We start from the raw sequence: 26,272 nt of genomic DNA on the forward strand, positions 1-26,272 counted from the left end.
GATCCGGGAACGCCGACTGATCCAGGCACGCCGACCGACCCAGGCACACCAACCCCTTTGCCAGAGCTTGGTGCCCATTTGGAAGCTTCGTCAGATGAGTACTTCTCCAAAGTTGTTCTGCCTTCCGCAATTGATTTTAACAACGTGCGCTACTTGAACACGATGTCGGACAGACAGCCAACTGATAAGTACAAAGCTGGCGATGCCGTTCCAGATGATGCGAAACAACTGCACGAGTCAGGGGAGTTCCGCGGAGTGCCCGGCATGTGGTTCATTTTGTTCGAGGTCGACGCGAACAATAAGATCGTGAAATACCAAGAAATTTTGATAAAAGACGAAGACGTGAACTTGCCGAATTGGGACTAATCACGCATAAAAACCCGCTTTCTGCCATGCAGGAGAAAGCGGGTTTTCTCTTTTTTGCCTGAAGATGAAAAAGCTGATTGGCAATACTTGTCCGCCCACAGGCTGCCCGCCTAGTTCCCACCACTATCAGAAAAAATCAAAATCACATATTGAACTTTCTATCAATTTCGAATAGACTGATACTCAAATGAATAGCGACTATATAACGACAAATGTCGCTGAAAAACAAACAGGGAGGGGCGGAACGTGTCGATCACCAGAATGCATGGCAAAAAAGTCGGGCTTGGCTCACTGCTTGCCGGCAAGCAAAACGGCAGTTATCTCATCTATCTTTGCAACCAGGTGCCTGCCTCATGACGCAATTTATTCTCAAACGATTGATGTCTGGCGTCGTCGTTCTTTTTGGACTTTCGGTGTTTACCTTCATGCTCATCCATTTCATCCCGGGCGATCCGGTGCGAATTATGCTTGGACAGCGGGCGACAGTGGAGCAAATCGAAGCCTTGCGCGAAGAGCTTGGGCTGAACAAGCCGCTCGTCTCCCAGTATGTCAGCTACGCATCCGGCTTGATTCAAGGAGACTTGGGCACTTCGCTCAAAACGGGCAGGCCGGTCAGTACCGAGATCGCCGAACGCTTTCCGGCAACGGCGAAAATGGCAGTGGCAAGCCTGGGCGTTGCCGTGATCGTCGGAGTGGGGCTGGGTGTGATTGCCGCGAGATTCAAGGACACGTTTATCGACGGGATGATCATGATGTTTTCCACCTTGGGCATGGCGTTGCCCGGTTTTTGGCTGGGGTTGCTCGTCATCCTCGTCTTCTCGGTGCATTTAGGCTGGTTTCCGATTGCGGGCGGAACCGGATTGCTGGATATCGTGCTGCCTGCCCTCACGCTCGGCACCTTGATGGCGACAGCACTCAGCAGGCTTACTCGCGCGGGGATGGTAGAAATTTTGTCCAACGACTACATCCGAACCGCCCGGGCAAAAGGCATGGGGGAACGAATCATTTTGCTCCGCCACGCTTTTCGCAATGTGATGATCCCGATTGTCGCCGTCATTGGCCTGGAGTTTGCGGGCCTGTTGGGTGGAGCCGTCATCGTGGAGCAAGTTTTCAATTGGCCGGGAATCGGCACTCTGGCCATCCAGGCGATCAGCTCCCGGGACTTTCCGATGATCCAGGGAACGACATTGTTCATCGGAGCGATTTACGTCGTTGTCGTGATTGTAATTGACGTCTTGTACGCTCTGCTCGATCCCCGGATCAATTTTTCCGCCAAAAGGGAGGGTGCATGACATGAGCGAGATCAACAAGGCCGTAACCGTTCGCTCCATGTGGCGCAAAGAACGCCAGCTTCCCCGCTTCGAATTGCTCGGCAAAATCATGCAAAGAAAAAAGGCGAAATACAGCTTTTTGATGATGCTCGGCATTATCGTGATCGGGATTATCGGCCCGTGGATTGCCCCGCACGATCCGACCAAAACGTATTACGAAGCTTTCATGCAAGGCCCGTCGAAACAGTTTTGGCTTGGGACGGATGCGATCGGCAGAGACATTTTATCGCGGCTTTTGTACGGCACGCGGGTGACGCTGACGGCAGCAGTCATGGCGTCGGCGATGACCTTTGTGGTCGGGACGCTCATCGGAGTGACCAGTGCCTACATCGGAGGATTTTTTGACAATCTGATCATGCGAATCATGGACGTACTGCTGGCTTTGCCGGGGATTGTGCTCGCTCTGGCAATCGTCGCGGCCTTGGGGCCAAGCCAGGAAAATGCCATGATTGCGATCGGAATCGCCTCCATTCCCGGGTTTTCGATTTTGGTCCGCGGAGCAGCGCTGTCCATCAAAGAGTCCGGGTACGTGGAAGCGAGCAGATCCATCGGCAGCTCGAACTGGTGGATCATCATCAACCAATTGATTCCGAATATCGCCAACGTGCTGATTGTGTATACGACCATGTTCATCGGCGGAGCGATTCTGTCCACATCTGCGCTCGGGTTTATCGGACTTGGGGCACAGCCGCCTACCCCGGAGTGGGGAACGATGCTGAACGAAGGCAAAGATTACTTGCGGGAAGCCTGGTGGCTGGCGACTTTTCCGGGGATCGCGATTACCGTCGTTGTTTTTACCGTCTACATGCTCGGAGATGCTTTGCGCGACATTTTTGACCCGAAAGCATGAGTCGGAGCAATCAAGGCAGCGAGTGCTGTAGCTGGAAAGGAGTGCAGACAAAATGACCCATGTGCTGGAGGTATCCGGCCTGACAACTACTTTTACGAAAAATGAAAAGGCATTCAAGGTCGTAGACGATCTTTCGCTGTACGTCAGAAAAGGCGAGGCTTTGGGCATCGTCGGAGAATCGGGGTGCGGCAAAAGCGTAGCGTCCCTGTCCCTGATGCGCCTTTTGGGCAAGAACGGCAAGACGGAAGGAAGCATTTTACTGAACGGGCAAAAAATATTGTCGTGCAGCGAACACGAGATGCAAAACATTCGCGGCAAAGAAATGGCGATGATTTTTCAGGAGCCGATGACATCGCTGAACCCTGTCCTGACCATCGGCAGACAAATGAGCGAGGGGCTGGAAAAGCACGAGGGGATGAAGCGTGCCCAGTCCAAGGAAAAAGTGATCGAGCTGCTGACACAGGTAGGCATTGCGCGCGCCAATGAAATTTACCACGAATACCCGCATCGCTTGTCCGGCGGAATGCGGCAGCGCGTCATGATCGCGATGGCGATTGCCTGTAACCCCAAGCTGCTGATCGCGGATGAGCCGACGACAGCGTTGGATGTGACGATTCAGGCGCAAATTTTGCAGCTGATCCAAAACGTCCGTACGGAGCGGGGCACGTCCTTGATTATGATCACGCACGACTTGGGAGTGGTGGCAGAGACGTGTGACCGGGTGATGGTCATGTACGCGGGACAAGTCATCGAATCAGCTGACGTCCGTACGTTGCTGCGCAACCCGAAGCATCCGTACACGATCGGGCTGATCCAGTCGACCCCGCATCGGTCCAAAGGGCAAAAGCGCCTGTACAGCATCGCGGGCAGCGTGCCGACCCCGGAGGAGTACCCGCAAGGCTGCCGCTTCGCTCCCAGGTGCGACAAAGCCATGCCAGTTTGTCTGGAGCAAAATCCGCAACTTTTGGCTGTCGACCAAGCATCCGATTGTCGCTGCTGGCTGTATCAGGAGCACACCAAGGGAACGGCGGTGAATGCATGAAAACACCGCTGTTGGAAGTGAGAAATTTGCAAAAGCGGTTTCTCACCGGAAAAGGGTGGCTGCAACAGCCGACCTGCGTACACGCCGTAAACGGTGTGAACTTGACGGTGACGGAAGGGGAGACGCTGGGAATCGTCGGGGAATCGGGCTGCGGCAAATCGACGCTGGGCAGATGCATTTTGCGCTTGATTGAACCAACCGAAGGCGAAATCGTGTTTCAAGGCAGAGACATTCGCCCCTTCAAAAAAGCGGACATGCACCAGGTCAGACGCAATATGCAGATGGTGTTTCAAAATCCGTTTGATACGCTCAATCCCAAGCTGACGATCAAGAGCATCCTGACCGAGCCGCTGATCGCCCACGGCATTCCGAAAGAACTACGCCAAGCATTGATCGAAGACACGATGGAACTCGTCGGTTTGAGCAAAAAGCAGCTGGCGCGGTATGCGCATGAATTTTCCGGCGGACAGCGCCAGCGGATCGGAATTGCCCGCGCACTGATGCTCAGACCGAAGCTGATCATCGCCGACGAGCCGGTTTCCGCCCTCGATGTGTCGATTCAATCCCAGATTCTCAATTTGCTGCAAGACTTGCAGGAGCAGCTTTCACTCACTTATTTGTTCATCTCGCACGATTTGAGCGTGGTCGAGCATATCGCGGACAGAGTGGCCGTCATGTATTTGGGCGAGGTGATCGAACTGGCGAACAAGGAAGACCTGTTTGCCAAACCGTTGCATCCGTATGCGCAATCGCTGCTGTCGGCCGTTCCGGTATCTGATCCCGATGAAAAAAGGGAACGGATTCTCCTAAAGGGAGATTTGCCTTCGCCGTCCAACCCGCCGAGCGGCTGCAAGTTTCATCCGCGTTGCTGGGCGTGCATGGATATATGCAAGACGACCGCCCCTGCTTTACAAGAGGTAGAGGGGCGACTGGTTGCTTGTCATCTTTATGAAAGGAACGGGTGATGAGGCAGGCAAAAGAAAAAAATTTTACAGATGACGGAGGTGTCAGGAAACGATGCTGGACTCACGACTGACCAGACTGGCGAATGTGCTGGTCAACTACTCTACCCGCGTACAGCCGGAAGACCGCGTACTGATTGAAGCGATTGAAGTGGATATGTCCATGGTCAAAGAACTGGTGAAAGCGGTACAGCAAGCGGGCGGGCATCCTTTTGTAAACTTGCGGGATCGCACGGTGCAACGCCAACTTTTGCTAGGCGGGACTGCCGAGCAGTTCAGGGACGAGGCGGAAATTGATCGGTATCAGATGGAAAAGATAGACGCGGTGATCATCATCGAAGGCGGTCACAACATCAATGAGCTGGCGGATGTGCCTGAGGAACAGATGAAGCTGGCGGCGACTTTTGCCAGCCAAGTACGGCAAGTGCGGCTCCATAAAAAATGGGTGTATCTCCGCTATCCGCATCCTGCCATGGCGCAGTTGGCGAATACGAGCACGGAAGCTTTTGAACAGTTTTACTTCGACGTTTGCACGATGGACTACGCCCGGATGGCGAAGGCGATGCAGCCGCTAAAGGAATTGATGGAACAAACAGACCGTGTCAAAATAATAGGACCAGGCACGGAGCTTGCCTTTTCTATCAAAGGCATACCTGCTGTCCTGTGTGCTGGCGACAAAAACGTTCCGGACGGGGAAGTATTCACAGCCCCGGTTCGAGATTCGGTGAACGGCGTCATTACTTTCAATGCGCCTTCTCCTTATCAAGGCTTTACGTTTGAGCATGTTCGCCTGGAGTTTGCGCAAGGCAAGATCGTGCAAGCGACAGCCAATGATACGAAGCGGCTGACAGACATTTTGAATACGGATGAAGGCGCGAGATACATCGGAGAATTTGCGCTAGGGGTCAATCCTTACATCCGGGAGCCGATGCGCGACATCTTGTTTGATGAAAAAATAGACGGAAGCTTTCACTTTACCCCGGGCCAATGCTACGACGCTGCCTCCAACGGGAACAACTCGACGATTCATTGGGATATGGTTTCGATTCAGCGTCCCGAGTACGGTGGCGGCGAGATTTGGTTCGACGATCGGCTGATTCGCAAAGATGGACGGTTTGTCTTGGCTGAGCTGGAAGCGCTCAATCCTGAGGCATTGAAATAGTAGAGATATGAGAGAGCCTTTGGGAAAAGGAGAGAGACACGGCGTATGACACATGTGATCGATGCTCATTTTGATCTGCTGATGGATGTGGCGATTCAGCGTGAGCTAGGCAGAAAACAAGTCATTGCAGCGGATTATTGGCCGGATTTTATCGCAGGCGGGGTACAGACGGTTGTTTCCGCGATTTATATCGACAGCAAGTTTTTGCCTGAGCTGGGCTTGCGCAAAGCGCTTCAGCAAATCAGCGCCCTGCATGCAGAAGCGGACGAGTCTGCGGACAAAGTGATGGTATGCAAAAGCGTGGCGGATATCGAGACGGCGAAAAAAGCGGGGAAAGTCGGCTTCGTCCTCTCGCTGGAAGGGGCGGAGCCGCTGTACAATGATTTGAGTATGCTGCGCGTCTTTTACGAGCTGGGGGTCCGGTTTCTGGGACTCGTCTGGAGCAGGCGCAATTTCGTGGGCGACGGCAGTCATTTTACACCTGTGCGTGAAGGGCGAAAAGGCGGGATTACCGAGTTCGGCGTGCGGCTGATTGAAGCAGCGGAAGCGATGGGGATGATTATAGATGTGAGCCATCTGAACGACGAAGGCTTTTGGGATGTCGTGGAAATCGCGAAAAAGCCGATCATCGCTTCCCATTCCAACTGTCGGGCACTCGCCAGCTCCATGCGCAATCTGACCGATGAGCAAATCAAGGCGATTGCTGCCACGAACGGAGTCATCGGGATGAATGGGGTCAACATTTTTGTCGCGGATCGGGATGAACAGTCTGATCTCGAACATTTGCTGAACCACGTGGACCACATTACCAAGCTTGTCGGGGTCGAGCACGTCGGAATCGGCCTTGATATTATCGAGCCTTTTATGAAATACGAGTCGCCGGATGCACTCACTTCGCTGACGCGCAAAGATTTTGACGTCGTGAAAGGACATATCCAGGTGCCGGAAATCTTGCGCGGTCTTGCCAGCAGAGGGTATACGGACGAGGCAATCGAGCTGATCATGGCGAAAAACTTCCTCAGAGTCTATCGGGAAGTCTGGAAATAAGACAGAAAAGGGAATGGACTTATGCTCATTAAAATAGCGGCAATCTCTTCGGAAGAATTTCTGCCAAGAATCTTGAAAAACGTCAACGCAGACGCGAATATCCAGATGAAATCGTATACGTACCAGAATCCAAAAGAGAGTGCAGCTATACTCGATCTTGTTGACGATTGCGATGTGCTGCTGTTTGCCGGGCCGCTGCCGTATTTTTTCGCCAGAGACAAGATCGAGCAAAAAAAATGGCCAGCGGTGTACATTCCTTTTGATGAATACACGATCTCACTGTCGTTGTTTCATACCATGCTCAATGTCGAGGGGGGATTGGAGCATATTTCCATCGACATGCCAAAAGCTGCGTATATCGCAAAAGTGGCAGAAGAACTGGACTTGCAGCCGACTTCCTGGCATGTGACGGATTACAGCGAGATTGTGGAAGACGGAGGCACGAGGTTCGACGTCGAGGAAGTGATCCGGTTTCATCGGGAGCATTGGGAGAAACAAGAGAGCAAGTTCGCGTTGACTGGCGTTGACTATGTGCACGTTCGGCTGCGCGAGCTGGGCATACCGTGTGCGCCGCTGATCGTTCCGGACAAGAACATCCGGGACGCGATCAATCAGGCCGTCGCATTCGGTCAGCTGAAAATCAGCAAAAACTCGCAAATTGCCGTCGGGATCGCGACTTTTCATCAGCAGGAACGGGCAAGCTACGAGACGGAAAGCCAGATGCAGGACGCAGCGATCATTTTGCTGCAAGAGCTGCTCGAACTGGTCAAGGAGACAGATGCTTCGATCCAAAAGCTGGGGATGGATCAGTTCATCATATACGGCACGCGCGGCAGCATCGAGCAAATGATCGAGTACGGCAAGATCGTGCAAGTGTTGGAAAACGTCGAACAACTGAGCAAAGTAACAGTGACGATGGGCTTCGGGTTTGGCCTGACGGCGAAGGAAGCGGAGGCGAATGCGCGAATTGCGATTTACCACGCCCGGAAGCAGAATGAGAACAGCGCCTATTTGGTCACGGATGAAAAAGAAGTGATCGGCCCGGTCAACGCCCAGGCGAAGACGTTCCAGCTCAAAAGCGAGAACAAGACCATTTTGGAAATCGCCGAGAAAACAGGGTCGAGCGTGGCGACGATCAACAAGCTCGTCCAGTATGTCAGGCTGCGCCGCGACAATCGCTTTACAGCTACCGACCTGGCGGATTATTTGCAGATCAGCCGCCGCAGCTCGGAGCGCACCTTGAAAAAGCTGATCGACCACCAGGTAGTGGAAGTCATCGGCGAAGAACAGCCGTATCAACAAGGACGTCCTCGCGCTGTCTATCGGTTGAATTACCAGTAAGCGTACACCCGACAGGCTCCGGTTTTCCTATGCGAAATGTGCGAAAGCCGGAGCGATTGTCAGGCTGCTAGTTTCCTGTCCGCCAGCTCAACAGGGAAATCTCAGCGGCAATTAGCGACTATATAGCGACAATGAAAATTTGGCCAAGGCCATAAAAGGGGGCACCCATGCTACAGAAGCTTTTGGATCGCCGCATGTCGTATTTGTTGCTTGTCTGTTTACTCGCTTTGTCGGCAGTCGGATGCAGTTCTGCCACAGCTCCAGTTGAACAAGGCAGTGCGGAACAGCCAAAACCGACCGCCAGCCTAACTCCGAAAACGGGCGGCACCATCACGATCGGTTATCAGGTGGAGCCAGACACGCTCGACCCTCAAAAGACCGCGCTCTCCGCAGGCAATTTTGTCGGCGGTTTGCTCGGCGGAGCCTTGATGGTGCTCGATCCGTACACGTTTGAACTGAAGCCGCATTTGGCCGAGTCGTATGCGATCTCGGAGGACGGGAAAACGTGGACGTTCAAGCTGCGAAAAGGGGTGAAGTTTCACGACGGGACGCCGCTGACCGCTGCCATTTTCAAAGAAAGCATGGAACGGGCCATCGACCCGAAAACAGCGTCTCCGGTAACCGGACAGGAGCTGACCACGATTCGCTCGATTTCTGCTCCCGACGAGTCAACTTTGGTTCTGCAATTGGATCAGCCGACCGCGCCACTGCTTGGTTCCTTGTCGTACGCAGGCTATCAGCAGCCGATTTTGCCTGCGGCGCTGCAAAAATTCGGCAGCGACTTCGGACGAAATCCTGTAGGGGTTGGGCCGTGGAAGTTTGAGAGCTGGAAGACAGGAGAATCGATCACGCTTGTCCGCAACGATGACTACCAATGGGCAGCCCCGTTCGTCAAAAACCAGGGGCCAGTCCGTCCTGACAAGCTCGTCATCAAATTTATCAAGGACAACCAGACGCTGATCGCTGCACTGGACAGCGGCACGATTGATATTGCCGGCGTTCCTGCCAAAGACGTGAAGAAGTACAAGGACGACAAAGACTTCACCGTGCTGGAAGGAATGCAGCCAGTGGAGAGCTTCATCGGCATGAACATGGAGAATGAGATTTTACGGGAATTGGAGGTGCGCAAAGCACTCAATCTGGCGATCAACAAGGAAGCGCTCGTCATTGCCGATTTGCAGGGAGAAGGCGTGCCTGTTTACGGGCCGATCCCGCCCACGATGTTTGGCTACGATCAGGCGGTGGAGCAGTACGGCTACAAGTACAACCAGGAAGAGGCGATCCGGCTTTTGGAGGAAGCGGGCTGGAAGCCGAACGGACAAGGTATCCGCGAAAAGAACGGCAAAACACTCAGCCTCACGATGATCGTCGATGATCCCAAGCCTGGTCATCAGCTCATCCAGAGCATGTTCAAAGAGATCGGAATAGAACTGAATATTCAAAATTACGAATCCGCGACAGCGCATGCCCAAGCGGTGAAAGGCTCTTTTGACTTGATGGCAACTGATCACGGCAGCATCGATCCGAACATTTTGGACTTGTTCATGAACTCGAACCAGATCGGCGGATTGAACTTTTTCCGCATCAAAAACAAGGAGCTGGACTATTTCCTGGAAAAAGGCTCCACAGCAACGGACGCGGGTGAGCGAAAGAAAGCGTACGCCGCCATTCAAAAACTGGTCGTTGATCAGGCGTACTGGATTCCGCTGTATTCGGCAAAAACGTTCCAGGTCGTAAGCAACCGCATTCAAGGCGTGGAAGCCAATCCGCTGGGAACGTTGACGATCCAGGATATGTGGGTAAACGAATAGCCATTGTTCATGAGGGAGGGATCATTGTGGGGAAAAGAAAAGCAGTTGCCAGGTGCATCGGGTGCCTGTTCACCTTTTGCATGCTAATCAGCTTTGTCATCGGTTGCAGCCAGTCAGCGACTCCGTCGAAGCCGCCGGAAGCAACCGGACCAAAGGCGGAGGGCGCGCCGCAGGCAGGGGGAACGATTACGCTGGGGCTTTCGGCAGAGCCGGATACGCTCGACGTGCACAAAACAAACATGGACGTGAGCGGAGTCGTGTCGAGGTTAATTGGCGGTTCCCTGCTGTCGCTCGATCCGCAAACAAACGAAATCAAGCCGTATTTGGCGGAGTCGTACAACATCTCCGCCGATCAAAAAACTTGGACCTTCAAAATTCGTCCGGGGGTGAAATTCCACGATGGCACGGCGCTGACGGCTGCTTCTTTCAAAGAGACGTTCGAGCGGGCGATGGCGCCAGAGACCGCATCGCCAGGAGTGGGACCACTGCTCAGTGTGATTGCCTCCATCACTACCCCGGATGAGCTGACACTCGTCATCCAGCTCAAAGAACCGTCTGCTCCGCTGCTGTCCTACTTCGTGCAAGCGAACGTGACGCAGCCGCTGTCCATGGAGGCGGTGCAAAAATACGGCAACGAATATGGACGGCACCCGGTCGGGGTAGGGCCGTGGAAATTCGAGAGCTGGAAGACCGGAGAGTCGATCACGCTCGTGCGCAATGAAGCGTACCAGTGGGCAGAGCCTTTTGTCCAAACACAAGGGCCGCCGATGCCGGACAAAATCGTGTTCAAATTCATCAAAGACGCCCAGACGACGATTGCCGCGCTGGAAAGCGGCTCGATCGACATCGCTTCCATCTCGCCGCGGGAAGCAGCCGGGTACAAGCAAAGCGACAAATTCGCAGTGCTGGAAGCGACGAAGCTGGGGGTGAATTTTATTCAAATGAACCTGGAAAACCCGATTCTCGGCGACCTGCGTGTGCGTCAGGCGCTGAACATGGCCTTGAACAAAAAAGCGATCATCCAGGCTGACCTGCAAGGCGAGGGAGAGAGTGCTTTCGGGCCATTGCCGCGGAAAATGTTCGGCTACGATCCCGCTGTGGAAACATACGGCTACCCGTTCAATATCGAGGAAGCCAAAAAGCTGCTGGAAGAGGCCGGATGGAAGGAAAGCGGACAAGGCATCCGGGAAAAGGACGGGCAGCCTTTGAGCCTGCAATTGCTCACAGCAATGAGCTCGCAAAGCATTCCGCTGATGCAAAGCATGTTCAAGGAAATCGGCGTCGAGATCAAGGTGCAAAACGCGGAGCTGGGCAGCGTACTGGATTTGTCGGCAAAAGGGCAGTTTGACTTGAATGTGCTCGGCTACACCGACTTTGATCCGGACATTTTGTATTTGTTCATGCATTCCAGCCAGATCGGCGGATTGAATCACGCCCAGATCAAAAACGAGCAACTGGATACGCTGCTCGAACAGAGCCGCACTGTCGGCGATCAGGAGAAGCGGAAGCAAATTTTTGCAGAGATCCAAAAAATCGCGGTGGAACAAGCCTACTGGATTCCTTACTCGGAAGAAAAGACATTCCTTGCCGTAAACAAGCGGGTGCATGGCGTCAAGCTCGATTCGCTTTACGGAATCATGCTGGGAGACAGTTGGGTGCAGCCGTAAACAGAAGGGAACGGGGTGGAGAAAATGGATTGGCAAGAGCAATTTGAACAGGCAGCGCAGCCGATTATCGACCAGTGCCAGGTACCGGGCGTATGCGTGGGCTTGAACCAGGACGGGAAGAGCATGTATCGCCGCGGATTCGGTTATCGGGACAAAGAGCGCCACTGGGAGATTACGCCTGACACGGTAATGGGTGTCGCCTCGATTACCAAGTCGTTTACATGCGTGGCGATCATGCAGTTGCAAGAGGCTGGAAAACTGGAGGTGCACGATCCGGTTTTGGCCTACTTGCCGGAGCTTGTTACACCAGATCAGGCGTGCACCGAGCGGATGACGATTCATCATTTCATGACCCATACAGCCGGATTTCCGCTGCTGCCCACCGATTATTTGGCGATCAAGGGGCTGCCGGACGGCGACATTGCAGACGAGAATCATCCGATTCACAAGCAAATCAAAAAAGAACAGCAAAAATGGGTGAACACCCCCGAAGACTTCATGGAGGTCATGAGCCACATCGACTACCAGCTGTTGGGGCCGCCCGGAGCGCAATTCAGTTACTCCAACGACGCTTATACCCTTTTGGGCGCGATCATTGAGCGAGTCAGCGGGAAAACGTACGAGCAGTACATCATCGACCACATTTTGCTGCCTGCGGGCATGGCGAATAGCTCCTTTGCCTTGCAGGAGCTGTCCAAGTACAAAGAAGTGACGACGATTTACCGTTTGGCGGAAAAAGAGGGAGGGCCGGAAGTGTACCCTGATCCGCAGTGGGAGGAAGGGCCAGTCGTGCTCGCATCCGGCCATTTGAATACGACGGTCAACGACATGCTGCGCTACATGGACATATACCGGACTGGTGGATTGGTCGGCGAGGAGCGGATTCTGTCCAAAGCGAGCGTGGAGCAGATGACTTACCCGCATGTTCGCATGGGATACGGTCAGTATTACGGCTACGGCTTGTTCGTCACGCCGGACTACTACGGAACGACCAAGCTGGAGCACAGCGGCGGGTTGAAAGGAGTCGCATCGCAGATGGTCATCTTGCCAGAGCGCGGCATTACAACGATTGCGATCGCCAATTTGGCGGAGACACCGATTGTCGAGCTGCTGAATTTTGCCATCAACACGCAGGAAGGTCGCCCTGCTGACGCACCGTCTGTTCCTTTTGGCGCGGAGCAACCAGTCGCTGCGGCTGATTTGCAGGCGTACACCGGGACGTATCGGGTCACAGTCGACCGCAAGCTGCCAGTGACGGTTGACAGCGATGTGCTGACGCTCGGCCTGGGTGGCAAGCAGCTTGCCTTGCGCCCAATCGGGGACGATTATTTCGTCATGAAACAAGATATCGAGGAGCAGGCGATCCGGTTCCACCGCGATCAGAGCGGCCAGGTAACGAGTCTGTCCGTAGGCGTCGTCCGCTTGCCGAAGGAGGTGTGAACCATGCATCAACCAGATTGGGTAAGCGCATACGAGACGCTCGCCGAACAGACGGTCCAAGAGAGCCAGGCTCCGGGGGTGATCATCGGCATCAATCAACATGGCGACAGTCTGTACCGAAAAGCATACGGCTATCGGGATGCGGAGCGCAAATGGGCGATAACGCCAGACACGGTCATGGGGCTGGCTTCGGTCACCAAATCGTTTACGTGCATGGCGATCATGCAGCTGCAAGAAGCGGGCAAGCTGTCCGTTCACGACCCGGTTGTCGCTTATTTGCCCGAGTTTCGGACACCGGATCAGGCGTGTACCGAACGGATGACGATTCATCATTTCATGACGCATTCAGCGGGAATCCCGCCGCTGCCTGTCGATATGCTTGCCGTCAAAAACTCCTTGTTTGATACGATCCCGGAGGAAGACAACCCGATTCACCGTTTTATCAAAAAGGAGCAGCAAAAGCCGATCCGCACGCATGCCGATTTGCTGGAGGTGTTAGCCCACGTGCAATATGAGCTTTTGGGCGAGCCGGGCCAGCATTTCAGCTACTCGAACGAGTGCTATGCCCTGCTCGGGGCGATTGTCGAGCGAGTGAGCGGAAAACCGTATGACGTCTACGTCAAGGAGCACATCCTCGAACCTGCCGATATGCGAAGCAGTACCTTTTTGCTCGGCGATCTGCCGCGGTTCCCGGAGGTCACCACGATCTATCACAAAAGGGACAATCACGGGAAGCTGGAAGTGTACCCCGACTTTGATTGGGAAGAAGGGCCAGCGGTGATGGCTGCGGGACATTTGAACTCGACCGTCCGCGACATGTTGAATTACGCGGAAATTTTCCGCACGGGAGGATGCGTGGGCAAGGAACGGATTTTGTCGGCCGAAAGCGTAAGGCAAATGACGCTTCCGCATGTGATCTGCAACTATAAAAAGCATTACGGCTACGGCTTGATGGTGGAGCCGAATTATTACGGGGGCACGCTGTTGAAGCACGGCGGGGCGATCAAAGGAGTGGCGGCGCATCTGGCGATTGTCCCGGAAAGAGGGCTGACAGCAGTCGTCTTGGCTAATCTAATCGGCACGCCTGTCGAAAAGCTGACATTGACTGCGCTGAACCTGATCGAGGGAAGAGCAGCCGCAGAGCCTTTGACCAAGTACGAGGATTATTGTGTATCCCCGGAGCGTTTCCAGGCGTATGTCGGCGACTATGCTTCCGGCGAAGGGATGAACGTGAGTGTGACCGTCGAGGAAGGCGCGCTTGTGCTGACGAATCATACCGCTCTTTTCCCGAATGAAAAAGGCTTAAAGTACCCGCTGCTGCCGATTGCCGAGAATTATTTCCTGGCACAGATGGATGGCAGCGAGCTGACCGTTGGATTTGCGAACCAGGCAGATGGACAGGCAAAAGCCGTCTCCGTCGGTTACCGGCAAATCCCGAGAGTTTCCTTAACCAAGCCGGAGGTGTAAGAAGAACATGAAAATTACGTCTGTCCATATACATGCCATTACGTTGCCGCTGGTGCGCCCGTTTATTGTGGCGTACGCTTCTTACAACGAGATGCCTTCCATTATTGTAAAAGTAGAGACTGATCAAGGCTTGGTCGGCTATGGCGAATCCGTGCCGGATCAGCATGTGACGGGGGAGACATGGGAAAGCACGTACGCCATGCTCGTTCACAGCCTGGCTCCGGCGATCATCGGAGAAAATCCGTTTGCTCTGGAACGCATTCACCATTTGCTCGATCAATGCGTGTACAAAGCGCCAGCAGCGAAAGCAGCGATTGACCTGGCGTGCTATGACTTGATGGGAAAAGCGACAGGTCAGCCTGTTTATCAGTTGCTCGGGGGCAAGTACCACAGCGTGCTCACTCTTCCGTACGTGCTCAGCATTTTGCAGCCTGAAACGATGGCGGCAGAAGCGAAGCAGGCTGTGGCGGATGGCTTTGACTCGATCAAAATAAAAGTAGGCTCCGACTTGGCGACGGACATCGAGCGCATTCGTGCCGTTCGTGAAGCCGTCGGTCCTGATATAAGACTGCGGGTAGACGCCAATCAGGGATGGGAAAATCGGACGAATACATTGACGGCTCTCAAGCAAGTAGAAGATTGCCGGATTGACTGGATGGAGCAGCCTGTCGTCGCCCACGATCTGGACGCATTGGCCGACATTCGCAGACAGACATCCATCCCGATCATGGTCGACGAAGGATTACTGGGAGCGAGCGAAATGCGCGAGGTGATCGCGAAAAAAGCAGCCGATAAAGTGAACATCAAGCTGATGAAGTGCGGCGGGATTTACCCAGCGGCCAAGCTGGTTCATCAGGCGGAGATGGCCGGGATGGAGTGCCAGATCGGGTCGATGCCGGAATCGTCTATCGGGAGCGCGGCGGGGGCGCACCTGTCGATCGCGAAGAAAAATATTGTTTCCAACGAGCTGGCCGGACCGTTCATTTTTGCCAAAGACGTCGCTAACTTGACCTGCCAGGGAAATCAAATTTTGCTGTCCGACAAGCCAGGATTCGGGGTGGAGCTTGACGAAGCCGTATTGACACAATTGACAGTCCGCCAAGAAACGGTTTCATAAAATCGCCCCTCATGTCCAGGGAAAAGGAGAGATCGGCGCTATGCATACAACAAGAGCGACAACGCTTGCGATTGTAGAGACATTGACAGAGCAGCAGCTGACCATGCTGAAGGAGCTGGAGCAGGAAGCGTTTGGCGTGCACGGAGCGATCGACGAATGGGTGCTGGTCCCACTGGCGAGACACGGCTGCCTCGTCCTGTTTCAGGAAGAAGGAGATGCGAAGCCTGTCGGTGTCTGCGAGCTGATGCGTGATTTTCGCAACCCGGATCATGCCTACATGTACGGATATTTGATTCGCTCGGATAAAAAAGGCTTGGGGTACGGCTTTGCTTTCTTGGAGCAAATACTGGATCGGCTGCGCAAGGATGGATTTGCCAAAGTGTGCCTGACGGTCAGCCCGGACAACAAAGGCGCGGTTGCGCTGTATCAAAAGGCGGGTTTTCAAATTGTGGAGACACGCATTGCCGAATATGGCAGCGGAAACGATCGCTACTATATGGAAAAGAGCTTGTAAAAGGGGGAGCACTGTCCATGAACAGATTTCCTGTCTTTCGGATCAGCGGTACGCCGCGCGAGCGCGGGCGGCAATTCGGCCAACTGGCGAGTGAGCAAATCAGGAGCAACGTTCGGGCGTACGAGCGTGCTTTTCGCGAGGGAGCCGCGATCCAATGGAAAGACGCCACAGCGTATGCGGCGCAGTTCATCCCCTGGATCGAGCAGTACGATCAGGAAATCATGGAGGAGATCAGGGGCATCAGCGAAGGGGCCGAGCTTGATTTGCTCGACGTGCTGGCGTTGAACGTGCGCAGCGAGATTATAACGAATCTGGGAGACACCTCAACCTCACACAAGGCGGACGGTTGTACGTGCATCGCGGCTGTTGCGCCAGCTACGCAGAACCGGGAGACGCTGCTCGGACAAAACTGGGATTGGATCAATCTCGTGGGCGCCGGGCTTGTCGTGGTAGAGATCGAGCAGCCGCCGCGCCCAACCATTTTGATGATCACCGAAGCGGGAATAGTCGGGAAAATCGGCATGAACGCAGACGGGATCGGCGTGTGCCTGAATTTTTTGCGAACGAATGAAAAAGCGCTCGGAGTGCCGATCCACATCGTTTTGCGGGGCATTTTAAACAGCCGCACGCTGCCGCAGGCCATTCGCCAAGTGACAAGGCTGCCGCGAGGGACAGCAGCCAACTATTTGATCGCCCATCGGGAGGGCGAGACGGTCGGAATCGAGACTGCCCCGGTTCGTTACGAGGTGTTTTATCCGCCAGACGGCCATATCGTCCACACCAATCATTTTGTCGGAGAGCGCATGCAGGCAGAGGATTGTGTCCGCATGGGGGCGGCTGACACGTATTTGCGGTTGGGCCGCACCTCCAAGCTGCTGGCAGCCAGACAAGGAAGCATAGATGCCGACTGCTTCAAACATATTTTTCGCGATCACGCCGGAACCCCCGAAGGAATATGCCGTCACGGGGAAGCAACAACAAGCGAGTCAGACGAGATGGTAGACTGCACGCTATTCTCGATTGTGATGAATTTGACGGCGGGCACGATGGAATTGACGCCGGGCAAGCCCTGTGAAAACGTGTACGAAACATATGGATTTAGCCAAAACGAATAGGATGAAGCCAGCTCCACAGTCGTCGCACAGAGCGTTTGTTGCGGCGGCTGTTTTTTTCTCAAAAAGGAGTGAAGAAAACGGGGATGGCAACGTCAGACCGAGATTGATCTGCAAGGATTTCAAGCTCTCGATCTGGAGCCGCTTGCCAAATTGCCGAAGCTAAAAAAGGCATCGTTCAGTGTTGTGGCGATTGCCGATGTCAGTCCACTCCAGCGTATTGAGGATTTGAGCATGCACTACGCGGAGGTAAAAAATATCGATTCACTCAAACAATTGAAGCAACTGCAAAAGCTGTTCATATACAGATATAGCGGAGCGACCGATGTCAGCCAACTGCTGGAACGCCTGCAAAACAGCACACGAATGAAGGAAATCCACGTAATTGACAACGAAGTGACGAACCTGCAGCCGCTTGGTCAGATGAAAAATCTGGAGGTGCTGCAACTCGTCATAGACAATCCGCTACATGATCAAACAGTAAAGCCGCTGGCAGGGCTGCGCAATTTGAAGGCGCTCATGGATGGCACCGCTGCAATCCATGACGAAGCTGATCTGGCTGAATCTGAAACAGAACCAAGTCAAAAACTTGGACGGATTGTTGCTCAATGTACAGAAAGGCGGCTTTGCCCCCAAAGGTTATATATGCTTGTCGATGAATCCACTGCTGGAAAAAGCCAGTGCCAAAACGAAGCAGGAGCTGGCCACTTTGGCCAAAAAAAGGCATCCAGGTGGAGATAGACGAGAGCGGTAGTCCACAATTCGACGAAGTTTTGCCAGAGGAATTGTATTTTTGGTAGTCAGCCGTAAAAAGAAACGAGCCGGAAACCGCCTCAAGTGGGGGTCCGGCTTTTTGCGTTCCATTGTCTGCTATGCTTTTTCTTCTACCGTTCCCAGCTTCAGCTCCCGGATTTTTTGCACCCGCCCGATCACGATAGCGAGTACAAAAACCATCACACCGGAAAGCATGAACAAAAAGCCGATCCCTCTGCCTGCTCCTGTTCCGATGAGCTGTCCAACCGTGTCAGCAAGTGCGCCATTTTGTGCGAGAAGGGGAGAGAAAAAATGGTCGGCGAGAAAGCCTGCCGAACCGAAAGCGAGCAGCAAGCCTACTTGGGATATGGCTGACACCATCGACCAGACGCGCCCTTGCTTCTCATTGTCGATATTCGTTCGGATCAATACTTCCAGACTGGTGTTGACGAAAGGCAGCGCGGCGAAAAAGAGGAAGCCGAACACGACGATCGGAACGACTGCCGGAAACGTACCCATCAGTGCATAAAACAGCCCGGCAAGCGCCAGTGAAAAGGAAAGAATCTTCGGCTTGTTGTTGCCAAGTCCTTTCACCCCGATGAACAGACTGCTGGCGAGCATCCCGGACGCCGCCAGGGAAAGCGAGATTCCCAGCACTTTGGAGTCGGTCAACGTCAGCATCATCGGACTGAACAGCGATTGCAGAAGCCCGATGTAAAAGCAAACGACAGACATGAGCAGGACGAGCAAAAACACGCCTTTTTGCGAGAGCAGATATCGGAACGACTCGGACAGCTCGCCGAAAAAATCGCGGCTTTCATCCGCGGGCTGTGGTTTGCTGCCCTTGTTCATGACCAGCAGCACAGCCACAACCGCCAGCAAAAACGTAAGCATATCGATCAGCAGCACGATCTGGATGTCAAAGAAGCCAAGCAAAAAGCCTGCGAGGATCGGCGACAGGAGATACTGCGCAGAACCTGCCAGTTGAATCAGGCCGCTCGCCTGCGAGTATTGCTCTTCCGAAACCATGTCCGTCACCGCCGCTTTATAGGCGGGCGTCTGGAGCGCAGTCGAGATCGAACTGATCCCCACACCTGCGTATATATGCCACAGCTCCATTTGTCCGGTCCAGATGACAAACCAGATGAACATAATGCCGATAATCGAGCCGATATCACCGATGATCATCATCCGGGTGCGATCGAAGCGGTCTGCCAGCACCCCGCCAAAGGGCAGGAGCAGAAAGCTCGGCAAAAAGGAAAAGAGGATGACCAGCGAGAAGCTCGTGCTGGAATGGGTCGTCTGAAAGACGTAGACACCCAGGGCAAAAGCGGTCAGCCCGCTTCCGACCGCCGACAAAAACTGCCCGGACCAGACGACGAGAAATTGCCGAAATGCTTTGGTTTGGGCGCTCAAATGGCACCTCCCAAAAAAGCAAACGCGCCCGGCTCGGCACCCAATGCTCGCTCAATGATCGTCTGCATGGCCCGGCTGCGCGCGAGCTGTTCTTCCCGATCCCAGCCGAAAATATTCGATTCCAGGAGAAACTGCGAGCCTGCGAGCAAAAACTGGATCGTTTCCAGAGGGGCTGCTACATCAAACACGGACTCCTTGTTGCCCTGTTCGACGACCTGCGCGAAGACAGGGGCGATTTTTTGCACGATCGCCACATTCAGCCGCTCGTGCAGTTCTCTGTTTTCCGGACGATGCAAGCTGTCCATCCATTCCTGTTCGTGCTGCGCGATCCGGCTTTGCCCCCGCAGCATCTGCCGCAGCTTTTCCAGAGCAGTCTGCTTTGGATCGTCTGCCAGTGTCTGATATGCGGCAGCGAGACGATCGACCATTCCTTGGACGAAAGCTTCCAAAATCTCTTCTTTCGACTTGAAGTAGTAGTAGAACGTTCCTTTCGCTACGCCAGCTTTCAGGATGATTGCGTTCACGGTTGTATGGACATAGCCTTGCTGCCGAAAAAGCTCTCCGGCTGCTTCGAGTATCTCGGTGCGACGAGTAACGGGGTCTTTGACGATGCGTCTCATGATTTCCTCCTTTTGGAAAACGGACGGTAGTTGGTTGTAAATTACCATATGACTGACCGTCAGTCTATAAGTAATTGTTTTTTTCGTTCGAACCGTCATACATTTCCAATGCATGGCATCTGCATTTACTTTTTTTGTTATAATAGTTTTGCTAAAAATGCGGCTTCATCCAATCATACAGACGCCGGAATCGGCAGCCAGTGCGGTGAGGGGCTTGAAGGACAGGGGGCAGCCCACGATGAAGATCAAGGTGTTGATCGCGGACGACAACTCTTTTATAGGAGAAGGCATGAAAATCATTTTGACGAGCTTTTCCGATTTTGAAGTGGTGGGAACGGGAGCTGGGAGTCATCGAGCAGATTGCCAAGGGATTGTCGAACAAGGCAAGCGCCAAAAAGCTGTTCATTTCGGAAGGGACAGTCGCGAATTACATTACTTCTATCCTGAGTAAAACAGGCCTGGAGCACAGGACACAGATCGCCATTTACTATCTGACAGGCGAGACGAGAATGTCTGGAGAATAGGAGAAGATTCATCGATGGATCGTTGGACGATTGGAAATAAGGCAACGGTGCTTGGCTATATCATGATCGCTTCGTTTCTCGCCCATCTTGCTTCCGAAGTGAACCCGTGGCTCATCCTGATCTATTTGCTGTACGTTGCGCTCAACATTTCCTTGCTGATTTTCAAAAAGCCGCAGTTCAAGCGTTTGCTGTCCGCTTTGTCTCTGGTGCTCGTGGCGGCAGGTGCGGTTTTTTGGGAGCCTTTACTCTGGCTGCTTTTGCCGATGAACATATGTGAACTGCTTCCTTCGTCAACCATTGGCAAGGGATTGGGCATTGTCCTGATCGGAGCAGGCGGATTTTTGCTCCCGCTGGAACTGGTTCCTGTATACCTTTTAAGCGGCTTGCTCAGCTATTTGTTGTTCACATGCAGCAGCATGCTGTCGGAAAAAATTCGTTCCCTGGAGGGCGAGCGGGAGCGGCTGCGGGCGGATTTGCAGCGGCTGTCGCGTTCATTGAGCGAAAACAACGAATACATCAGGCAATCCGAATATACGATCAAGCTGGAGGAGCGCAATCGGCTTTCCCAGCAAATTCACGACGATGTCGGACATGCGGTGGCTGGCGCTTTGATCCAGATGGGGGCGGCGCGCATGATGCTTGCTACCGACCAGGAAAAGGCCAGTGAGCTGTTGGGCAATGCGATTGCGATTTCCAAAGAAGGGCTGGAGCGCATCAGGCTGACGCTCAAGGAAGTGAAGCCGAGGCCGGAGGAGCTTGGGATCAATCGGCTCAGACTGTTCGTGGACGAACTGTCGGCAAAAGGAACGGTGGCTGCTACGCTCACGTTTGAAGGAGATATTGACGCTGTGACTCCGATTCAGTGGAAAATCATCCAGCAAAACGCGACCGAGGCTGTAACCAACTCGCTCAAATACGCCAAGGCGACAGCCATCTCCATCGAGGTGCGGGTGCTGAACAAGTTCATCAAGGCTGTTGTCGAGGACAACGGAGTCGGCACGGCAAAGGTCGTCAAGGGACTGGGCATCTTGGGGATGGAGGAGCGGGCCGCTTCTGCGGGAGGCACGGTCATCGTTGACGGGACGAAAGGCTTTCGCGTCACGACCCTTTTGCCGCACCGAAACGAATGATGTTTCTCATGAAAACAAGTGAAAAATCTCACGGCGAGGGGATGAACTTATGCACTGACATAGGGGCATCCTCTTTGATTACAATACAGGCATAACCACGAAGGGACTGAGTCGGATGAGCCATGTACTCGAAATCCGCAACTTGACCAAAAAATTCGGCGATTTTATCGCTGTGGACAATATGACGTTGAACATCGGCGAAGGAGAGATTTTTGGCTTTTTGGGGGCGAATGGAGCGGGCAAAAGCACGACGATTAACATGATTGCGTCCTTGTTGCGGCCGACAAAAGGAGAAATCGTTCTGCTCGGCAAAAACATCGTGAAGGACAGCAAGTTCGCCAAAATGAATACGGGCATCGTCCCCCAGGAGTTGGCGATTTACGAAGACATGACCGCGTATGAAAACGTCAGCTTTTTTGCCGGCTTGTACGGTCTGCGGGGAGCGATGCTGTGGGAGCGGACGGAAGAAGCGCTCGCGTTCGTCGGATTGGGCGACAAGCACCAGAGCTTCCCGAAAAATTTTTCCGGCGGGATGAAGCGGCGGCTCAACATCGCTTGTGCCATCGCTCACCTTCCCAAGCTGATCATTATGGATGAGCCGACAGTCGGGATCGATCCGCAGTCGCGCAACTACATTTTACAGTCGGTTCGCAAGCTCAACGAGATGGGCTGCACGATCATTTACACGAGTCACTACATGGAAGAAGTCGAAGAGATTTGTACCCGCATTGCCATCGTGGATCACGGCAAAATCATTGCGGAAGGCACAAAAGAGCAACTGACATCGATCATTACAGACACGAAAGAAATCTGGATTGGCTTTCGCGCGGATGGAGCGATCTCCATCGAATCGCTGCAAGGAATCGCTGGGGTCACTGCCGTGCGCCAGGAAGAAAACACGCTCAAGATCGTGTCGAAGTCGGAAGTCAACAATTTGAACCGGATTATCCAGCAGTTGATTAAAGACCAGGTAGAGATTCGCTCTGTCGAAGAGCAAGCCCCTAATCTGGAATCGGTGTTTCTGACATTGACAGGCAGAAACTTGCGGGACTAGAGAAAGGGAGATGCCAGATGGCTATTTGGAGAATTGCGTTAAAAGAGATTCTTTCCAGCGTGAGAAATCGGCAAACGTTTCTCTTCATGCTCGCCCTGCCGATCATCCTGATGCTGATTTTGGGTGCGGGCTTGTCCAATGCTTTTTCGTCAAAGCATTCGGTCGGGGAGGTTCGCCTGCTGTACCAAGCGACTTTTTCGGAAAACGACATGTCTGCGTACTGGGACAGCTTTACGAAAGCGATCGGAAAAGAAGGAGTGGAAGTCGTCCCGATCAGGCCGGGGATGGATTGGCGCCAGGAAGTCAGCTCCGGGCGCTATACGGCTTATGCGACGATTGACAAGGAGGGCATTGCGTTTTTCGGCAGCAGCAAAAACACAGTGGAAAGCGGCATTTTGCAAGGGATGCTGGTCGCCTTTGCCGATCGTTATGCACTCGGCACGGCCGCCTTTCAGGTGAGTCCGGGTGTCGGCACAAACATTTTGAAACATGCAGCGGAAAGCAAAGATTTTATTCAGGAAACAACGCTGGCAGCAGTCAGAAAACCAGGCTCCATCGATTACTACGCCGTGTCGATGACAACGATGATCGCCCTGTTCTCGATCATTTCCGCCAACTATTTGTTCGGTGCGGAACGGGCGCGGAAGACGGCAATCCGCCTGATGGCAGCGCCGATCAGCAAGGGAGAAATTCTGGTTGGCAAAATGATCGGCAATGTGTTCATCAATACGCTCTGTGTGCTGGTCGTCGTGCTGTTTAGCAAATTTGTTTATCATGCTTACTGGGGCAATCATTTTTGGCTGGTTCTGCTTGCTTTGTTGACAGAGGTACTCTTGGCGGTGAGCCTGGGACTTGGCATCGGGTTTCTGCTGACCAAACAGGAAGGCTCGTACATGGTAGTGATGATTTTCTTGCAGTGCGCTTCGTTTTTTGGCGGCGCGTATTTTCCGATTGAGAACACGGAGGGCATCTTGACGCTTCTGACCAACTTGTCTCCTTTGCGTTGGATCAATACGGCTTTGTTGGAGCTGATCTACATGGACAATATCGTCGCCGTCTGGAAAGTGATCGGACTGAATCTTGGAATCGCAGCTGTGTTTCTGGTCTTGACGGTCATCTCCATTCGCAGACGGGAGGCATTTTAACATGGATGAAATGGTGTGGCTCATTCGCAAAACGCTGAAAGATACGTTCCGCAAGAAAAAGAACTGGTTCTTGTACTTTGGTCTGCCGATTGTCGGGATTTTGATCTCGCTGTTTTTTTACAGCAATGCAAGTACAGGAACGATCCGGGCCGGGGTAGTCAATCAAGATGGCAGTCAGGTGGTCACGAGCGGAGTCATCCGTTACTTGGAGGGGCTTGGTCAAGTTCAGGTAACTCCATTGGATGAGGAGACGCTGCGTGCACGCATCGCTTCGGGCGATCTGGACTGCGGCATCATTTTCGAGCAAGGCTTTGCGGATCGTGTGAAGGCAGGCGAGCCAGGGCACATCCGCATCGTTTCCGTCAAAGGCGAGTCGGTCACGGCATACATCAAAGCGATGCTGCAAAGCTATATTGGCAACGTGGCTGCGATCGGCAAGGAGACAAAAGGCGATGAAGCGGCTTTTGCCCGCATTTACGACAGCTACAGCCAACATCCTTTCAAGCTTAAAGCGACGGCGCAGCCTGACACCTCGAATGAGAAAATGATGTCGTACCAAACGATTGGCTACTTGATCACGTTCATGATGTTTTCTGCGGCCAACTTGTCCGAGATCATCCTCAAGGAAAAAGAGAACCGGACGTTCTTGCGCTTGCTTTCCTCGCCGATGTCAGCGAGAGCGTACGTGCTGTCCAATGTCGTCGTCAGTTTGCTGCTGATCTTTTTGCAGATTGTTGTCACGCTGGTGGCGATGAAGCTGATTTTTCATATCGATGCGGGGATGCCGACCTTCCCGTTGATTGTTGTCCTGCTGCTGTTTGCTCTCACGGCAATCGGGCTTGCGCTGACGATTGTCGCATTTGCCAAAAGCACATCGGCAGCAGGAGCCATGCGCAATATGATCATTACCCCGAGCTGCCTGCTCGCAGGTTGTTATTTCCCGGTGAACATCATGCCTGAGACCGTGCGCAAAATATCGAGCTTTTTGCCGCAGCATTGGCTTTTGGACAGCATCGATCAGCTACAGCAAGGCCAGAGCTTGGGAAGCTTGTATGTGAATTTGCTCATTCTCGGAGGATTTGCCCTCGTGTTTGCCCTGATCGCGGTTTATCGGTTCGGGAAAAACAATGACAGCAGGCAGTTTGTATAAAGGTGAGCGGTATGAAATGAAGCGAGGTCTTATCCCTTTACAGGATAAGACCTCGTTGCTGTTAGCTAGGATTGTGCCGCAATGGCACCTGACACGTCGTAATGCTCTAACGGTATGTCCACTTCCAGACCGAGAGCGAGCTTCGCCATCTGATAGCCGATATAAGGACCCATCGTCAGGCCAGATGCGCCGAGGCCGTTGGCAACAAAAATGCCTTCCCAGCCGGGCAGCGGGCCGATGACAGGCAGAAACCCTGGCGTGAACGGACGGAATCCCACTCTCGCTTCGACGAATGTACTGTTGGCAAGCTCGGGAGCGATGTCCAGTGCTTTGGCAAAAACTTCGTGCAAGCCGCCTGGCGTAAGGCGTGTATCGAAGCTTGGCACATCGTTTTCGTGTGTGGCGCCGATCACCATTTTATGTTCATCGAATGCCAGCAAATATTGGTCGTTTGGAGGAATCACAACAGGCCAGTTGTCTGTCTGCCTGTCTGCGTATTCCAGATGAACAATTTGCCCTTTTTGGAAGGTGACCTGGAAGTTTACGCCCAGCGGCTGCAAAATGTGATTGGCCCACGCTCCGGCGCAGATCACGACAGAGTCGGCTGTGATGCTCTCCGTTCCAGCCTTTACCCCTGCGATCCGGTTCCCGTCGTAAACGAGTTCAGCGCTTTCGTACAAAAGGGACGCTCCGTGTTTTTGCGCGGCGCGCAGCAAAGCATCCCGCAAGGCGCGGCCATCCACGCGAGCGGCTCCTGTGACATGGACAGAAGCATAGCTTTCGTCCAGGGGCGGGAACAGCGCTTTTGTTTCGTCAGTTGAAAGCGTGGAGACATCCCCCAGCTCCGGTGCATCATCTTTGCGCGTGAGTGCCCGTTTTTCCAAAGTCAGCAGCTTGTCTTTGTCTGTATGGATGCTGAGCGCTCCCACCCGGGCATACCCGGTGTTCGTTTCTCCGCTTTGTTCCAGCTCGGCAATCAGCGAGGGATAGAAACGCGCCCCCTCCTTGGCCAACCTGTACCAGGCTTGATTGCGTCTTTGCGACAGCCACGGGCAAATGATCCCGGCTGCGGCATCGGTTGCCTGTCCTTTATCTTTTCGATCGACAATCATTACTTCTGCGCCTCTTTTTGCCAACTGATACGCCGTCGAAGCGCCAACAATTCCGGCACCTACAACAATGATTTTTCGCATGGTTCGCATCCTTTTTCATGAAGGGTGTACAGTGCATTTCCATTCTTACTATAAACCA

The 26,272-nt window shown here is 53.5% G+C and carries 23 protein-coding genes and 1 pseudogene; 21 read left to right on the forward strand and 3 right to left on the reverse strand.

Annotation, left to right across the window (positions count from 1 at the left end; genetic code table 11):
• The 16 genes from DEP07_RS06430 to DEP07_RS06505 form a co-directional block, all read left to right on the forward strand.
• Window positions 1–366, forward strand: a 366-nt coding sequence (locus tag DEP07_RS06430) for a hypothetical protein (RefSeq protein ID WP_287102269.1), incomplete at its 5' end; no start/stop codon positions are given.
• 353 nt (window positions 367–719) lie between these two features.
• Window positions 720–1,658, forward strand: a complete 939-nt coding sequence (gene nikB, locus DEP07_RS06435; protein ID WP_122966356.1) for a nickel ABC transporter permease — start codon at window positions 720–722, stop codon at window positions 1,656–1,658.
• 88 nt (window positions 1,659–1,746) lie between these two features.
• Window positions 1,747–2,547: an ABC transporter permease gene (locus DEP07_RS06440; RefSeq protein ID WP_371736949.1), complete on the forward strand. Its 801-nt coding sequence runs from the start codon at window positions 1,747–1,749 to the stop codon at window positions 2,545–2,547.
• Between the two features lie 52 nt (window positions 2,548–2,599).
• A complete protein-coding gene (locus DEP07_RS06445; protein ID WP_122966354.1) occupies window positions 2,600–3,589 on the forward strand; it encodes an ABC transporter ATP-binding protein in 990 nt (329 codons plus the stop codon).
• Window positions 3,586–4,554, forward strand: coding sequence for an ABC transporter ATP-binding protein (locus DEP07_RS06450; protein ID WP_122966353.1), 969 nt, complete (start codon window positions 3,586–3,588; stop codon window positions 4,552–4,554). Before DEP07_RS06445 ends, DEP07_RS06450 begins: the two co-directional genes overlap by 4 nt.
• Before the next feature lie 52 nt (window positions 4,555–4,606).
• Window positions 4,607–5,713, forward strand: a complete 1,107-nt coding sequence (locus DEP07_RS06455; protein ID WP_122966352.1) for an aminopeptidase — start codon at window positions 4,607–4,609, stop codon at window positions 5,711–5,713.
• A gap of 45 nt (window positions 5,714–5,758) precedes the next feature.
• Window positions 5,759–6,760 (forward strand): dipeptidase, encoded by a 1,002-nt coding sequence (locus DEP07_RS06460; RefSeq protein WP_173598714.1) that lies wholly within the window; start codon window positions 5,759–5,761, stop codon window positions 6,758–6,760.
• A 21-nt stretch (window positions 6,761–6,781) separates the two neighbouring features.
• Window positions 6,782–8,101, forward strand: coding sequence for a transcriptional regulator (locus DEP07_RS06465; RefSeq protein ID WP_173598713.1), 1,320 nt, complete (start codon window positions 6,782–6,784; stop codon window positions 8,099–8,101).
• A gap of 167 nt (window positions 8,102–8,268) precedes the next feature.
• Window positions 8,269–9,912 (forward strand): ABC transporter substrate-binding protein, encoded by a 1,644-nt coding sequence (locus DEP07_RS06470; RefSeq protein WP_287102270.1) that lies wholly within the window; start codon window positions 8,269–8,271, stop codon window positions 9,910–9,912.
• 26 nt (window positions 9,913–9,938) lie between these two features.
• The gene (locus tag DEP07_RS06475; protein ID WP_229049819.1) at window positions 9,939–11,579 is read left to right on the forward strand and encodes an ABC transporter substrate-binding protein; all 1,641 of its coding nucleotides are present in this window, start codon (window positions 9,939–9,941) and stop codon (window positions 11,577–11,579) included.
• A gap of 24 nt (window positions 11,580–11,603) precedes the next feature.
• Window positions 11,604–13,019, forward strand: coding sequence for a serine hydrolase (locus DEP07_RS06480; RefSeq protein ID WP_287102286.1), 1,416 nt, complete (start codon window positions 11,604–11,606; stop codon window positions 13,017–13,019).
• A gap of 3 nt (window positions 13,020–13,022) precedes the next feature.
• Window positions 13,023–14,486, forward strand: a complete 1,464-nt coding sequence (locus DEP07_RS06485) for a serine hydrolase domain-containing protein (RefSeq protein WP_287102271.1) — start codon at window positions 13,023–13,025, stop codon at window positions 14,484–14,486.
• A gap of 7 nt (window positions 14,487–14,493) precedes the next feature.
• The gene (locus DEP07_RS06490) at window positions 14,494–15,603 is read left to right on the forward strand and encodes a mandelate racemase/muconate lactonizing enzyme family protein (protein WP_173598710.1); all 1,110 of its coding nucleotides are present in this window, start codon (window positions 14,494–14,496) and stop codon (window positions 15,601–15,603) included.
• Window positions 15,604–15,643: 40 nt separating this feature from the next.
• Window positions 15,644–16,117: a GNAT family N-acetyltransferase gene (locus DEP07_RS06495; RefSeq protein WP_173598709.1), complete on the forward strand. Its 474-nt coding sequence runs from the start codon at window positions 15,644–15,646 to the stop codon at window positions 16,115–16,117.
• A 17-nt stretch (window positions 16,118–16,134) separates the two neighbouring features.
• On the forward strand, window positions 16,135–17,232 hold the full coding sequence (locus tag DEP07_RS06500) for a C45 family autoproteolytic acyltransferase/hydolase (RefSeq protein WP_287102272.1): 1,098 nt from the start codon (window positions 16,135–16,137) through the stop codon (window positions 17,230–17,232).
• 150 nt (window positions 17,233–17,382) lie between these two features.
• Complete coding sequence (locus tag DEP07_RS06505; protein WP_287102273.1) at window positions 17,383–17,970, forward strand: hypothetical protein; 588 nt, start codon at window positions 17,383–17,385, stop codon at window positions 17,968–17,970.
• A gap of 129 nt (window positions 17,971–18,099) precedes the next feature.
• Here DEP07_RS06505 and DEP07_RS06510 read toward each other — a convergent pair whose 3' ends face one another.
• Both DEP07_RS06510 and DEP07_RS06515 read right to left on the reverse strand, forming a co-directional pair.
• Window positions 18,100–19,398, reverse strand: a complete 1,299-nt coding sequence (locus DEP07_RS06510; protein ID WP_287102274.1) for an MFS transporter — start codon at window positions 19,396–19,398, stop codon at window positions 18,100–18,102.
• Entirely contained in the window at window positions 19,395–20,018 is a 624-nt protein-coding gene (locus DEP07_RS06515) for a TetR/AcrR family transcriptional regulator (RefSeq protein WP_287102275.1), read from the reverse strand. Before DEP07_RS06515 ends, DEP07_RS06510 begins: the two co-directional genes overlap by 4 nt.
• Before the next feature lie 332 nt (window positions 20,019–20,350).
• Between DEP07_RS06515 and DEP07_RS06520 the strand changes: the two are divergent.
• From DEP07_RS06520 to DEP07_RS06540, 5 genes and pseudogenes are all read left to right on the forward strand, one after another.
• Window positions 20,351–20,542 (forward strand): annotated as a pseudogene (locus DEP07_RS06520) (response regulator transcription factor); the annotation flags it as partial.
• A gap of 14 nt (window positions 20,543–20,556) precedes the next feature.
• Window positions 20,557–21,672 (forward strand): sensor histidine kinase, encoded by a 1,116-nt coding sequence (locus tag DEP07_RS06525; protein ID WP_287102276.1) that lies wholly within the window; start codon window positions 20,557–20,559, stop codon window positions 21,670–21,672.
• 115 nt (window positions 21,673–21,787) lie between these two features.
• Window positions 21,788–22,726, forward strand: a complete 939-nt coding sequence (locus DEP07_RS06530) for an ABC transporter ATP-binding protein (protein ID WP_274874870.1) — start codon at window positions 21,788–21,790, stop codon at window positions 22,724–22,726.
• A 17-nt stretch (window positions 22,727–22,743) separates the two neighbouring features.
• Complete coding sequence (locus DEP07_RS06535; protein ID WP_217022503.1) at window positions 22,744–23,871, forward strand: ABC transporter permease; 1,128 nt, start codon at window positions 22,744–22,746, stop codon at window positions 23,869–23,871.
• 1 nt (window position 23,872) lies between these two features.
• Window positions 23,873–25,021, forward strand: a complete 1,149-nt coding sequence (locus DEP07_RS06540; protein ID WP_173598702.1) for an ABC transporter permease — start codon at window positions 23,873–23,875, stop codon at window positions 25,019–25,021.
• Between the two features lie 65 nt (window positions 25,022–25,086).
• On the opposite strand, the gene DEP07_RS06545 is transcribed toward DEP07_RS06540, so the two are convergent.
• Window positions 25,087–26,214, reverse strand: a complete 1,128-nt coding sequence (locus DEP07_RS06545) for an NAD(P)/FAD-dependent oxidoreductase (RefSeq protein ID WP_287102277.1) — start codon at window positions 26,212–26,214, stop codon at window positions 25,087–25,089.
• Window positions 26,215–26,272: the final 58 nt, after the last annotated feature.

This window comes from Brevibacillus sp., from assembly GCF_003521185.1.
In the GTDB taxonomy this organism is placed as follows: domain Bacteria; phylum Bacillota; class Bacilli; order Brevibacillales; family Brevibacillaceae; genus Brevibacillus; species Brevibacillus parabrevis.